Origin of the sequence: Yinghuangia seranimata (assembly GCF_029953285.1) — a bacterium.
GTDB classification, from domain to species: Bacteria; Actinomycetota; Actinomycetes; order Streptomycetales; family Streptomycetaceae; genus Yinghuangia; species Yinghuangia seranimata.
Genome location: NZ_JASAOI010000019.1, coordinates 1 through 12,098, shown reverse-complemented (window position 1 = coordinate 12,098; position 12,098 = coordinate 1). Strand labels below are relative to the sequence as shown.

Below are 12,098 nucleotides of genomic sequence, written 5' to 3'. Positions count from 1 at the left end.
CAAATCGGCAGGAGTACCTGGGCGCACGCCACCGGTCAGCTCTGGTTGAGCACCGTCAGAAGTTCGGTGTTGTAGAAGTCGTCGATGGAGCACGCGCCCGACACCGTCGAGAAGTACCGGTCGACCAGGTCCTGGTGGCCGACCAGCTTCCGCAGCATCTCCACCCGCCCACCGGGCTTGAGTTCGGCCACGTTGAGCGCGCTCTGGTAGAAACCGGAGAACTCGTCGTCCAGGTCGGCCTCGTAGCGCTCCAGCGCCGCCTCGAGCCCGGTGTCGTCGTGCAACCGCTCGCCGATGTGCCCGGTGAGCGACGCGGCCTGCATGAAGGCGTCGGTGATACCGCGGGCGGTGATGGAGTCCTTGTGGTGCACCGCGTCGCCGATCAGCACCCAGCCGGGCCCGAAGGCCTTGCGGAAGTAGTTCTCCTGGTGGCCCGTGCCGTAGAGCCGTTCCACCCGGCGGCCCGCCGACATCCGCTCGTACAGCTCGGGCGCGGTCGTGCGGACGGCTTCGAGGTACGCGGGCTCCACCGCGGCGCGGACGTCGGAGAACTCGCTCTGCGGGAAGTAGGTCATGATCAGCGTGAGGTCGTCGTTGGTGGGGATGACCCCGATCCACCGGCCCGGCCGCTCGTACAGCTCGAAGTGCGAGGGAACCCCGGCCCAGTAGCTGTAGTAGGTGGACGTCATCCGCGGATGCTCGACGACGTTCGGCGCGCCGGTCCTGCGCGCCACCAGCGAGCGCATGCCGTCCGCGCCGACGACGAGCCGCGCCCGGTCCGTCGTCTCGGCGCCGCCGGGCGTGGTGTACCGCACGCCGACGACCCTGTCGTCCTCGAAGACGAGGTCGGTGACCGCGCAGGACTCCCGGAACTCCACACCGGACTCCACGGCGCCCGCGGCGAGGACCGGGTCGAGCACGAACCGCCGCGGGGCGTACGTGGTCCGGTGGCCGTCGACCGGCAGGGAGAAGCCGTCCAGCCGGACACCGGGCGCCTCGTAGCTCTGGTGGTCGATCGGCCGGCAGCCCGCGTCGCGGAGCCGGCCGAGCAGGCCCCACCGGTCGAGCAGCGCCACGCCCGGCTGGTGGATGTAGTGCGAGGACAACGTGTCCTGCGGGAACCGCGCCCTTTCCAGGAGCAGGACGCGATACCCCTGCCGCGCGAACAACATGGCCGTCGGAGAACCCGCACAACGGGCACCGATGACAATGACGTCGTACATGGCGCCTCCTTTATGTGTGCAGGGATTCGATGTACGCGGCAATCGACGCCACCGTCGGATTGCGGAACATCTGGTCCACCGGAATCTCGACGTCCAGTTCCTCGATGAAGGCCCACTGGATTTTCGCCATGATCACGGACTGGCCGCCGACGGCGAAGAAGTTGTCGTCGACCGCGATGTCGTCGCGCTGAAGTTCCCGGCGCCAGATGGTGAGCACCCGGTCGGTAATCATGAGATCCCCGCCTGCCGCAATTCCTCGGCCAACGCGGCGCGGTCCACTTTCCCGTGCGGGCTCAGCGGAATCCGCGGCACGTTGCGGAACCTGGTCGGGACCATGTTCCGCGGCAGCGCCTCGAGGAGGCGGGCGCGCACGTCGTTGTCGTCGAGGTCGCCGTCCTCCGGGACGAGGAACGCGATCAGCTCGGCGTCGCCGGCGTCCGTGCGGTCGACCACCACGGCGGCCTGCCGGACTCCGGCCAGTCTGCCGAGCGCGCGTTCGACGTCGGCGGGGTCGATGCGCATGCCCCGCACCTTGACCTGCGCGTCCATCCGCCCGGCGATCACGAGGTCCCCGGCCTCGTTCACGTGGCCGCGGTCGCCCGTGCGGTACAGCCGCAGCGGCTCGCCGTCGGCCACGACCGTGGTGAACCGGTCGGATTCGGGGCCCGCGCCGTTGAGGTAGCCCGCGCCCACGCTGGGCCCGGAGATGCAGATCTCGCCGTACTCCCCCGGCGCGACTTGGCGCATCCGGTCGTCGAGGACGTGGATGTCGGTGTTGTAGGCCGGCGTGCCGACGGGTGCGATGTCGTGTACGCCGGGCCGGTAGCCGGCGAGGTCGAACGACGTGGCGACGTCCGTGCACTCGGCGACGCCGTACTGGTGCAGCAGGGTGCACGTGTTCCCGGCGCGCCGGGCCCAGTCCGTGAGCCGCTCGGCGTGCAGCGGCTCGCCGCCGAACAGCATGTAGTCGAGCCGGGTGAGGGCGTCTCCGCCGCGCGCGGTCTCCCAGTCCACCAGCAGGTACAGCGTGCTGGAAGCGCAGTGCACGACGCGGATGTCGTGCTGGTCGAGCATGCGGTACGCCATCGCGGCGTCGAAGTTCCGGCTGGCCATCAGGTACTGCGTGGCGCCGCAGAACAGCGGCGCCATCAGGCTGCGTTGGGACAGGTCGAAGCCGAACGCGCTGACGACCAGGTTGTGCGACCCCGCGTGCAGCCCGTACTCGAGCGTCAGCCAGTTCAGCAGGTTGAACCAGCCCTCGTGCCGCACCGCGGCCGTCTTCGGCGTGCCCGTCGACCCGGAGGTGAAGACCGCGTAGCAGACGTCGTCCCCGGTGATCCGGACGTCGGGTGCGGTCGCCGGAAGGGTCGCGAGGTGGTCGGACAGCCCCTCGATGTCGACGACCTCGACGGCCGCGGACGCGACCAGTCCGGCCGTCGCGGGGGACGCCACGATCAGGGCGAGGCCGGGCACCTGGCCGAGCAGCAGCCGCAGGCGGGCCGCCGGATAGGACGGATCGAACGGCACGTAGGCCGCGCCCGCCTTCAGCGTGCCGAGGATCGCGACGACCATGTCGGTCGAGTAGTCGAGGCAGACGCCGACCTTGGCGCCTCGGCCGTGCCCGCGCGCGATGAGGTGGTGGGCGAACCGGTTGGCCCGCGCGTTCAGTTCCGCGTACGTCGTCCGCCGCCCGGCGCAGACCACGGCGACGGCGTCGGGGGTGGCTTCGGCGTGGGCTTCGAACCGCTTGTGGACGACGGGCGCCGAGGGTAAGGCGACCCGCTTTCCCTGAAGGATCATCGACTGGCTCCCGTGACTCCCCTGTCGCGTTCAGTCCGCCGCCATCGCCTCCCGCAGACTCCGCGGCCGCATGTCGGTCCAGTTCCGCTCGACGTACTCCAGGCACTCGGCCCTGGACGCCTCGCCGAAGACCACCCGCCAGCCGGCGGGCACATCGGCGAACACCGGCCACAGGGAGTGCTGCTCCTCGTCGTTGACCACCACGAGGAATCGGCCGTCCTCGTCGTCGAAGGGATTCGTGCTCACGGGCACCGTCCTTAATTCGTCAAGAGGTGACGCGCTACGGGAAATCGGCTTCGTCCTGTCGACAGGACACCCGGCATCCGCCGACGCGGTAATGCTGACGCCACACCGTAGGACCCGGCCGCTAACCCCACAAGCGCGGTCGGATCGCACTCCGGGCCGTCCGCCCGGACCTGTACCCCTCCTCGGGTTCTGTGCCACCATGACCGCTCATCGGCCCCTGGAAGGGCCTGCTCGAATTCGGGTTCAGAAGCGCCGGAAATCCTCGTCCGACGAAAGAAATCCCCTCGACGAACCTGCGACTGGTGGTCAATGGCCGTGAAGTCTTTATCCGAGAACGAAACAGCGCCGGACGACGACACACGCCGAACGCTGCTCCGCCACATGCTGGTGGCGCGCGGCGTCGACGAGGAGGCCCGGCGGCTCCAGAAGCAGGGCGTGCTCGACCTGTGGCCGTCCTGCGAGGGGCACGAGGCCGCCCAGGTGGGCTCCGCGCTCGCCGCGGGGCCGGCCGCGACCGTCGTTCCCAGTTACCGCGAGCACGCGGTCGCGCTCCTGCGCGGTGTGACGCCGGAGGAACTGCTCGCGCAGTGGACCGGCCGCACCTTCTGCGGGTGGGACCCGCACCGGGTGCGGTTCTTCCCGTACACGATGGTCCTCGCCGCACAGACGCTGCACGCGGTCGGCTATGCGATCGGGCGACGGATGCAGGGGCTCGAGGACTTCGTCGTCGTGTACGTCGGCGACGGCGCCACCAGCGAGGGCGACATGTCGGAGGCGATGAACCTCGCCGCCGTCGAGTCGGCGTCCGTGCTCTTCGTCGTCCAGAACAACGGCTGGGCCATCTCGAAGCCGGCCGAGGAGCAGATGCGCACGTCGGTGGCCGAGCGCGCCCGCGGTTTCGGGATCGCGTCCGCCGCGGTCCCGGGCCGGGACCCGGAGACCGTGTTCGCCGCCTGCTCCCGGGCCGCGGCCCACATCCGCGGCGAACGGGCCCCGTTTCTGGTCGAGATCCGCGTGGGGCGCATCAACGGCCACACCACGGCGGACGCCCAGGAGGTGTACCGCAGCTCCGACGACATCGCGCGGACCAAGGCCGCGGACCCGGTGACGGGCTATGCCGACCGGCTGCGCGGCCAAGGCCTGGTGGACGCCGCGTGGTTCGCCGCCGTCGAGACCGAAGTGCGGGAGATACGTGAACGGTTGACGAAGGAGTACGCGTGACGGGCACCGTGCGTTCCCCCTGTCTGGCGGAGTCGATCAACACGGCCCTCGCCGACCTGCTCGACCAGGATCCGAGGCTGGTGCTGATCGGCGAGGACATCGGGCGCCTGGGCGGCGTGTTCCGGGTGACCCGCGGACTCCGGGAGCGCTTCGGCGCGGACCGGGTGCGCGACGCCCTGCTGGCCGAGTCCACCATCGTGGGCCAGGCGGTCGGCATGGCGATGAGCGGGCTGGTGCCGGTCTGCGAGATCCAGTTCGACGGATTCACCTACCCCGCGGTCAACCAGCTGGTGACGCAGGCGGCGCGGGTCGGCGGCCGGTGGAACGGGCGGATCAGTCCGAGCCTGGTGGTGCGGATCCCGACGGCCGGGGGGTTCCGGGGCGTCGAGCACCACAACGACTCCAACGAGGCGCTCTTCGCCCGCGTCCCGGGCATTTCGGTGGCGTGTCCCTCCACCGGCGAGGACGCCGACCAGATCCTGCGGTACGCGGTGGCGCTCGGCTCGCCCGTCGTCGTGTACGAGCCGATCCGCCTGTACTGGCGCCGGAGTTCGCCTCCGCGTTCCGCCGAGCCCGCGCGGTCGCCGACCGCGGCCCGGGTGGTGCGGCGCGGCACCGACCTGACGGTCGCCACGTACGGCGCGATCACCGACGAGGTGCTGGAGGCGGCGCACGACCTCGCCCCCGACGTCGACGTCGAGGTGGTGGACCTGCGCTGGGTGGCCCCGCTCGACATGGACACGGTCCTGGAGTCCGTGGGCCGCACCGGACGGCTGCTCGTCGTGCACGAGGCGACCAAGGACGTCGGCATCGGGGCCGAGATCGCCGCGTCGGTGGCCGAGTACGGCCACGACGCGCTCCGCGGCCCGGTCCGCAGGCTGGCGCCCGACCGCCGCGCGTATCCCCCCGGGGACTTCGAGAAGGACTACATGATCGGCGTGCGCGAGATCAGGGACGAGGTTCTGGTGATGACGAAGTGAGCGCGGAGGACATGCGTGTTCCCGAGTTCGGACACGGCCTCGCCGAGGCCCTGCTGGTCGAGTGGGTCGCCGGCGTCGGCGACCGGGTCGAGCGCGGGGACGTCGTCGCGGTCGTCGAGACCGACAAGGCCAGTGTGGAGGTCGTGGCGGAGCGCGGCGGACGGCTCACCGCCCACGCCGCGGCGGCCGGCACGATCCTCGCCTCCGGCGACGTGCTGTACCGGCTGGCGACCGACTGATCGCCCCACGCCCGCAGTTCCCACCGTCCCGCCACGTGAACGGAGAAGGCTCATGAGCGACATCGAACGCCGCATCGCGGACACCATGCTCGCCAAACTGCGGGAACGCGACCCGGCGTTGACCTCCGACGACCTCACCCGGCCCGTCGCCGACCTCGACCTCGACTCCCTCGACCTGGTCGAGCTGCACCAGCAGTTGGAGCGCGAACTCCAGGTCAGGGGCGACCTGACGGACACCGCAGGCTTCGCCTTCCTGAGCGACTTCAGCGCCTACTTCGTGAAGCTGGCGAACCAGGGATGAGCGCGGGCATCGTCGACATCGCCACCGCGAAGCCGGGCCGGAGGGTCGACAACGAGCACTTCACCGCGATCGGCCTCACGGACGCGTGGATCCGGCGCCGCAGCGGCATCGCGTCCCGCTCCTGGCTGCCCGACGAGACCCCGCTCGCGGAGGTGGCGGCGGAGGCCTGCGCGCCGGTCGTGACCCGGTCGGCCGACCCCGCCTCGATCGGCGCCCTCGTCGTCGTCAGCACGTCGTCGCGGCAGCGCGTCCCGGGGATCGCGCAGAAGGTGGCGCACCTCGCGGGCCTGGGGCCTTCGGTGCTCGCCTTCGACATGAACGCGGCGTGCTGCGGCTTCGTCTACGGGCTGGTCACCGGGCTGTCCCTCTGTGACGCGGGGCGGGCCCGGTCCGTCCTGGTGTGCTCGGTGGAGGCCATGTCCCGGATGGTGGACCGCACGGACCGGCAGACGGCCTGCCTGTTCGGAGACGGCGCCGCGGCCGTCCTGGTCGAGGAGCGCGCGGAGTTCGCGGGCTTCCGCCACGTCGCCGGCTGCGACGGCGCCCAGGAGGCGCTGATGCGGGAGACCGACGCGGGCGGCATCCACCTCGACGGGGCGCAGGTCTACGACCGCGCGGTGCGGCGCATGTCGGAATCGGCGCAGTACCTCTTCGACCACGGCCCCGCGCCGACCGTCCTGGTCGGACACCAGGCGAACGGCCGCATCCTGGAACAGGTCCGCGCCTTCACCAGTCATCTCGGCGTGCCCTTCGTGAACCGGATCGAGCACTCCGGGAACACGTCGTCCGCCACGATCCCGCTGGCGTTCGCCGAGGAGTTGGACGCCGGTCTCCTTCCCGCCTCGGGACGACTCGGGGCGGTGGCCTACGGCGCCGGAGAGGCGTGGGGCGGCGTCTCGGTGGACTACCGGGTGCCGGCCTCCACCGCCTCGTGACCCGGCACGTACTCGATCACCGGAGGTTGTCATCTACGCACCAGAAGCCTGGATCCTGCGCTCCGGTGCGGTGACCGGCCGGCACACCGGCGGACCCGGCGGCGCGCTGCTGCGGGACCGCTTCGCCTTCGGCCCGCTCGAGGACGGAGAGGCGCTGGTCGAGCCGATCCTCGGCTCGTGGGAGGCCAACATGGACCACGCGCTGACCCGTTCGCCGATCGACGTATGCAGCTCCCGCGGCGAGGACTCGGTGGTCCTCGGCAACCTGGGGGTGGTCCGCGTGCTCGCGGTGAACGGGGGCGGCCCCGGTGTCCGGGCCCGGGAAGGCGACCTGTGCCTGCTCATGCCGTTCGGCAGGCTCGACCGCTTCGGTTACGCCGAACTCGCCTACGCGTACGACTGCCCCGGCACCATCGGTCTCCTGGCCGAGCGGTCGAAGATGGACGCCCGGCTGCTCCTGCCCCTCCCGGACGGCACGCCGTACTCGCTGTCCCAGTGGGCCGCGTACGGGCGGTACTTCACCGCCTGGGACAACTGGCAGAAGGCCTACGGGTGCTGGCGGACGCAGGTGCCCGACAGCGATCCGGCGGACCACCTGGTGTTCGGCTGGGGCGGCGGCGTGGCGTTCGCCGAGCTGATGCTGGCCAAGCGCGCCGGCTTCCGGGTGGCGATGACGGCGGGCTCGGACGAGCGCGTCGCCTTCCTGCGCGAGCACGGCATCACCCCGGTGGACCGTCGCCGGTACCCCGACCTGTCGCTGCCCGGCCGGCGGGAGCGGGCCGACCGGGACCGGCAGCAGCGGCGCCGGACGTCGGTGCGCGCGTTCCTGGGCCTCGTCGACGAGCTCAGCGACGGCCACGGCGTCGCGCTCTTCGTCGACAACATCGGCGAGCCGCTCTACGACGTCACCCTGACGGCCCTGGCCCGCGAAGGGGTCGTCACCACGTGCGGATGGAAGGCGGGGATGCGCCTGTCGCATCTGCGCGGGGCCGAGTCCATCGCGCGGCACCTCCACGTGAACACGCACGTATGGCGGCTGCCCGACTCACCGGGCATCCGGGACTTCATGGAAGCCGACGGCTGGATGGCGCCGAAGGGGTCGGACGTGGTCTACGACTTCGACCAGGTGCCCGAGCTGGCCGACGACTACGCGGCCGGCCGCATCGGCTCCTACTTCCCGACGTACCGGGTGAACCCGCTCTGACCGGCTCGCACACGGGGAAAGCGGGAAAACGGGGCGGCTCCGGTGTCCGTGCGGACACCGGGGCCGTCCCCTCTTCCGGTCAGCGCGCCGGGCGGAGCTCCAAGGTGCAGCACTTGGCGCCGCCGCCGCCCTTGAGCAGCTCCGTCATATCGATCCCGACGGGCACGAATCCACGTTCCCGCAGTTGCCCCGGCAGGCGCTTCGCCTGTTCCGGAACAATGACGTGGAGGCCGTCGGACACCGCGTTCAGGCCGAATACCGCGGCGTCTTCCGCATCCGCCACAATCGCGTCCGGGAATCGTTCCGCGAGTACCTCCCGGCTTTCCGGCGAGAACGCCTCGGGGTGGTACATGACCTCATTGTCGTCGAGCACGGCAAGGGCCGTGTCGAGGTGGTAGTACCTGGGGTCCACGAGGGTCAGGGCCACCACCGGCACGCCGAAGAACTCCCGTATTTCGTCGTGCGCCTCCGGCGCGCTGCGGAACCCCGTGCCGGCCAGGACGACGTCGCCGGTGTACAGGAAGTCGCCCTCGCCCTCGTTGACGCGCTCGGCCTGGCGCGTCTCCCAGCCGTGCACCCGGAACCAGTCCAGGTACGCCGGTGACTCGCCTTCGCGCTGCTCATGGCGGAAGCGGGCGACCAGCGCACGGCCGTCCACGACCGTCGCGCCGTTGGCCGAGTACACCATGTCCGGAAGTCCGGCGACGGGCTCGACCAGGTCGACCGTGTGCCCCAGTTCGACCAGGAGGTCGTGCAGCGTCTTCCACTGGGACAGTCCGCGCGCGTTGGAGGTGGGGCGCGAGGGGTCCATCCACGGATTTATCGAATATGTGACCTCGAAGAACGTCGGCTCGCACATGAGGTAGTGCCGTGGCCGGGAACTCCGTTTCCCTCCGATTCCGGTACCGCTGTTCTCCCGCACTCGGATCCCCTTTCCCCGCGCTGTTGTGGACAATGGCTCCATTAAATCCGGACGGGTCCGTCCTGGCGACGGGACAGACGAACTCCCAGGAGCGGGAATTGAAAACGAGAAAGAGGTCCAGGGCCTGCGTGGTCGTTTTCACGGCGGCCGCGATAACGGCCGCCGCCCTGACGGGTCCCGCCCGCGCGGCGGGCGGCCACCAGGCGACGCGGCAGGCGATGGACGCGGCCGTCCAGGCCGGGGTCCCCGGCGTCACCGCCGAGGCGCGGGACGCCGACGGGGTCTGGAAGGCGGCCTCGGGCGTGGGCGACCTGCGGACGGGCGCGCCGCGCGGCACGGACGACAGGTTCCGGGTCGGCAACCTCACCGACACCTTCGTGGCCACCGTCCTGCTCCAGATGGAGGCGGAGCGGCGGCTCAGCCTCGACGACACCGTCGAGCGCCGCCTGCCCGGCGTGGTGCGGGGCAGCGGCAACGACGGCCGCGCGGTCACCGTACGGCAGTTGCTGAACCACACCAGCGGCCTGTTCGACTACCTCGCCGACCCGGGGTACGCCGAGACGTACGTGACGGGCGACGGCTTCCTCGAGCACCGCTACGACACCCTCACGCCCGAGGCGCGCGTGCAGGTGGCCCTCTCGCACGCGCCGCTGTTCGCGCCCGGGGCCCGGCACTCGTTCTCCAACACCAACGACGTGCTGGCCGCGATGGTCGTCGAGAAGGTCTCCGGACGGTCGTACGAGGCCGAGGTGCGCGACCGGATCCTCAAGCCGTTGGGGCTGAAGGCCACGTCCACCCCCAAGGACCGCGTCCGCCTGCCGCACCCGAGCGGCCGCGGCTACGCCAAGCTGTTCCCGTCGGCGCCCGACCGGATCGACGACGTCACCGAGATGAACGCGTCGCAGGGCTGGGGCAACGGCGACATCGTCTCCAGCGCCGAGGACCTGAACCGCTTCTACGGGGCCCTGATGCGCGGGCAGCTGCTGCCCCCGCGCCAGCTGGCGGAGATGAAGACGACCGTCGCCAACCCCGACTTCCCGGGCGCCTCCTACGGGCTCGGCATCGAGCACTTCACGATGCCCTGCGGCGCCGCGCTCTGGTACCACGACGGCGGCGTGCAGGGCTCGATCACCGTGGCCGCCACCACCGACGACGGCCGACACCGGCTCGCCTTCAACTACAACGGCAGCTGGGGCGCCGAGACCCTCTTCCCGCTCCTGAACGCCGAGTTCTGCGCGCCGCCTTCGCCCTGACCCCGATGCTCCGCCTGACGTGCGGCTTCCCGCCGGACGACGGACGATGAAGCCGACGAGCGGAGCGACGATGACCGAGGACACCTCCACCCCGCCCCCGGACGACCTTGTCGTGCTGAGCAAGGTCAACAAGCACTTCGGCACCCTCCACGTCCTGCGGGACATCGACCTGACCGTCGCCCGGGGCGAGGTCGTCGTGGTCATCGGGCCGTCCGGGGGCGGGAAGTCCACGCTGTGCCGCGCGATCAACCGCCTGGAGACCATCGACTCGGGCGAGATCGTGATCGACGGGAAGCCGCTGCCCGCCGAGGGCCGCGAGCTGGCCGCGCTGCGGGCCGACGTGGGCATGGTGTTCCAGTCCTTCAACCTCTTCGCGCACAAGACCGTGCTGGACAACGTCACGCTCGGCCAGGTCAAGGTCCGCAAGAAGGACCGGAAGGCGGCGGCGGACCGGGCGCACAAGCTGCTCGACCGGGTGGGCGTGGCGTCGCAGGCGGACAAGTACCCGGCGCAGCTCTCCGGCGGCCAGCAGCAGCGCGTCGCGATCGCCAGGGCGCTGGCCATGGACCCGAAGGTCATGCTCTTCGACGAGCCGACCTCCGCCCTCGACCCCGAGATGATCAACGAGGTGCTCGAGGTGATGCGGCAGCTCGCCCGGGACGGCATGACCATGGTGGTCGTCACCCACGAGATGGGCTTCGCCCGTTCGGCCGCCAACAAGGTGGTGTTCATGGCGGACGGCCGGATCATGGAAGAGACCACGCCCGACCGGTTCTTCAGCAGCCCGGGCACCGCGCGGGCCCGGGACTTCCTGTCGAAGATCCTGCACCACTGACCGGGACCGCCCAGCACCAAGAGGTGAGCGCGATGAGGCCTCGCAAGGCGACGGCCGCGGCGGCGGCCGCCCTGGCGGCCCTGTCCCTGGCGGCAGCCGGGTGCAGCGACAGCAACAGCGGAGGCGGCAAGAAGGTGGCCGTCGGCATCAAGTTCGACCAGCCCGGCGTCGGCCTGAAGACCCCGGACGGCAAGTACACCGGCTTCGACGTCGACGTCGCCACGTACATCGCCAAGGAGCTCGGCTACAAGCCCGGCGACATCGTGTGGAAGGAGGCCAAGAGCGCCGACCGCGAGACGATGCTGCAGCGCGGCGACGTCGCGTTCATCGCCGCCTCGTACTCGATCACCCCCGCACGCGCGCAGAAGGTCGACTTCGCCGGCCCCTACCTGCTGGCCCACCAGGACGTGCTGATCCGTTCGGACGACAACTCCATCCGGACGCCGCAGGACCTGAACAACAAGAAGCTGTGCTCGGTCACCGGCTCGACCTCGGCGCAGAACGTCAAGACGAAGATCGCGCCCGACGCCCAGCTGCAGGAGTACGGCGGCTATTCGGAGTGCCTGACCGGCCTGGAGAACAAGGCCGTCGACGCCCTGACCACCGACGACGCGATCCTCGCCGGCTACGCCGCGCAGCCCGAGTTCAAGGGCAGGTTCAAGCTCGGCGGCTTCAAGATGAGCAACGAGAACTACGGCATCGGCGTCCCGAAGGGCAGCGACCTCACGCCGAAGATCAACGCCGCCCTGGAGAAGATGGTCAAGGACGGCTCCTGGGACAAGTACGTCCAGAAGAACTTCGGCCCGGCGAACTACCACGCCGAGCCCGCGCCGCAGATCGGCGTCATCGTCAGCTGACCCGGCGGCTCCGTGGGGCGCCGCCCCCCGGGGGGGCGCCGCCGCCCCCTCCCCCGCCCCGGCGGCGGGGGGGCCCGGTTGG

Annotated in this window: 14 protein-coding genes; 9 read left to right on the top strand and 5 right to left on the bottom strand. The window is 70.8% G+C overall.

Annotated elements, in window-relative coordinates; translation table 11 throughout:
* Positions 1-35: 35 nt before the first annotated feature.
* Genes QI554_RS13055 through QI554_RS13040 form a run of 4 tightly spaced genes read right to left on the bottom strand, consistent with a single transcriptional unit; the run spans position 36 to position 3,269 of the window.
* Positions 36-1,223 (bottom strand): NAD(P)/FAD-dependent oxidoreductase, encoded by a 1,188-nt coding sequence (locus QI554_RS13055; RefSeq protein ID WP_281469494.1) that lies wholly within the window; start codon positions 1,221-1,223, stop codon positions 36-38.
* Between the two features lie 10 nt (positions 1,224-1,233).
* The gene (locus QI554_RS13050) at positions 1,234-1,455 is read right to left on the bottom strand and encodes an acyl carrier protein (RefSeq protein ID WP_281469492.1); all 222 of its coding nucleotides are present in this window, start codon (positions 1,453-1,455) and stop codon (positions 1,234-1,236) included.
* The gene (locus QI554_RS13045) at positions 1,452-3,023 is read right to left on the bottom strand and encodes an amino acid adenylation domain-containing protein (protein WP_281469489.1); all 1,572 of its coding nucleotides are present in this window, start codon (positions 3,021-3,023) and stop codon (positions 1,452-1,454) included. The genes QI554_RS13050 and QI554_RS13045 overlap by 4 nt, the downstream gene beginning before the upstream one ends.
* Positions 3,024-3,053: 30 nt before the next feature.
* Entirely contained in the window at positions 3,054-3,269 is a 216-nt protein-coding gene (locus tag QI554_RS13040; RefSeq protein ID WP_281469487.1) for an MbtH family protein, read from the bottom strand.
* Between the two features lie 315 nt (positions 3,270-3,584).
* On the opposite strand from QI554_RS13040, the gene QI554_RS13035 reads away from it, so the two are divergent.
* From QI554_RS13035 to QI554_RS13010, 6 genes are all read left to right on the top strand, one after another.
* Complete coding sequence (locus QI554_RS13035) at positions 3,585-4,490, top strand: thiamine pyrophosphate-dependent dehydrogenase E1 component subunit alpha (protein WP_281469485.1); 906 nt, start codon at positions 3,585-3,587, stop codon at positions 4,488-4,490.
* Entirely contained in the window at positions 4,487-5,470 is a 984-nt protein-coding gene (locus QI554_RS13030; RefSeq protein WP_281469483.1) for an alpha-ketoacid dehydrogenase subunit beta, read from the top strand. Before QI554_RS13035 ends, QI554_RS13030 begins: the two co-directional genes overlap by 4 nt.
* Before the next feature lie 11 nt (positions 5,471-5,481).
* Positions 5,482-5,709: a biotin/lipoyl-containing protein gene (locus tag QI554_RS13025; protein WP_281469481.1), complete on the top strand. Its 228-nt coding sequence runs from the start codon at positions 5,482-5,484 to the stop codon at positions 5,707-5,709.
* Between the two features lie 52 nt (positions 5,710-5,761).
* A complete protein-coding gene (locus QI554_RS13020; protein ID WP_281469480.1) occupies positions 5,762-6,010 on the top strand; it encodes a phosphopantetheine-binding protein in 249 nt (82 codons plus the stop codon).
* Positions 6,007-6,945, top strand: coding sequence for a ketoacyl-ACP synthase III (locus QI554_RS13015; RefSeq protein WP_281469478.1), 939 nt, complete (start codon positions 6,007-6,009; stop codon positions 6,943-6,945). Before QI554_RS13020 ends, QI554_RS13015 begins: the two co-directional genes overlap by 4 nt.
* 70 nt (positions 6,946-7,015) lie before the next feature.
* Positions 7,016-8,149: a zinc-binding alcohol dehydrogenase family protein gene (locus QI554_RS13010; RefSeq protein WP_281469476.1), complete on the top strand. Its 1,134-nt coding sequence runs from the start codon at positions 7,016-7,018 to the stop codon at positions 8,147-8,149.
* 79 nt (positions 8,150-8,228) lie between these two features.
* Here QI554_RS13010 and ddaH read toward each other — a convergent pair whose 3' ends face one another.
* The gene (gene ddaH, locus QI554_RS13005; RefSeq protein ID WP_343230783.1) at positions 8,229-9,047 is read right to left on the bottom strand and encodes a dimethylargininase; all 819 of its coding nucleotides are present in this window, start codon (positions 9,045-9,047) and stop codon (positions 8,229-8,231) included.
* 152 nt (positions 9,048-9,199) lie between these two features.
* Between ddaH and QI554_RS13000 the strand changes: the two genes are divergently transcribed.
* The 3 genes from QI554_RS13000 to QI554_RS12990 all read left to right on the top strand — a co-directional run bounded on the left by QI554_RS13000 (position 9,200) and on the right by QI554_RS12990 (position 12,016).
* Positions 9,200-10,324 carry a serine hydrolase domain-containing protein gene (locus QI554_RS13000; protein WP_281469472.1) on the top strand — a complete coding sequence of 375 codons (1,125 nt, stop codon included), beginning with the start codon at positions 9,200-9,202 and terminating at the stop codon, positions 10,322-10,324.
* A 70-nt stretch (positions 10,325-10,394) separates the two neighbouring features.
* Positions 10,395-11,159 (top strand): amino acid ABC transporter ATP-binding protein, encoded by a 765-nt coding sequence (locus tag QI554_RS12995; RefSeq protein ID WP_281469470.1) that lies wholly within the window; start codon positions 10,395-10,397, stop codon positions 11,157-11,159.
* 32 nt (positions 11,160-11,191) lie between these two features.
* The gene (locus QI554_RS12990) at positions 11,192-12,016 is read left to right on the top strand and encodes a glutamate ABC transporter substrate-binding protein (protein ID WP_281469468.1); all 825 of its coding nucleotides are present in this window, start codon (positions 11,192-11,194) and stop codon (positions 12,014-12,016) included.
* Positions 12,017-12,098 lie beyond the last annotated feature (82 nt).

What these genes read in the sequence shown, in the direction of transcription:
- QI554_RS13055 (WP_281469494.1), bottom strand. Translation starts at nt 1,223, where the DNA reads ATGTACGACGTCATTGTCATCGGTGCCCGTTGTGCGGGTTCTCCGACG.
- QI554_RS13050 (WP_281469492.1), bottom strand. Translation starts at nt 1,455, where the DNA reads ATGATTACCGACCGGGTGCTCACCATCTGGCGCCGGGAACTTCAGCGC.
- QI554_RS13045 (WP_281469489.1), bottom strand. Translation starts at nt 3,023, where the DNA reads ATGATCCTTCAGGGAAAGCGGGTCGCCTTACCCTCGGCGCCCGTCGTC.
- QI554_RS13025 (WP_281469481.1), top strand. Translation starts at nt 5,482, where the DNA reads ATGCGTGTTCCCGAGTTCGGACACGGCCTCGCCGAGGCCCTGCTGGTC.
- QI554_RS13020 (WP_281469480.1), top strand. Translation starts at nt 5,762, where the DNA reads ATGAGCGACATCGAACGCCGCATCGCGGACACCATGCTCGCCAAACTG.
- QI554_RS13015 (WP_281469478.1), top strand. Translation starts at nt 6,007, where the DNA reads ATGAGCGCGGGCATCGTCGACATCGCCACCGCGAAGCCGGGCCGGAGG.
- QI554_RS12995 (WP_281469470.1), top strand. Translation starts at nt 10,395, where the DNA reads ATGACCGAGGACACCTCCACCCCGCCCCCGGACGACCTTGTCGTGCTG.
- QI554_RS12990 (WP_281469468.1), top strand. Translation starts at nt 11,192, where the DNA reads ATGAGGCCTCGCAAGGCGACGGCCGCGGCGGCGGCCGCCCTGGCGGCC.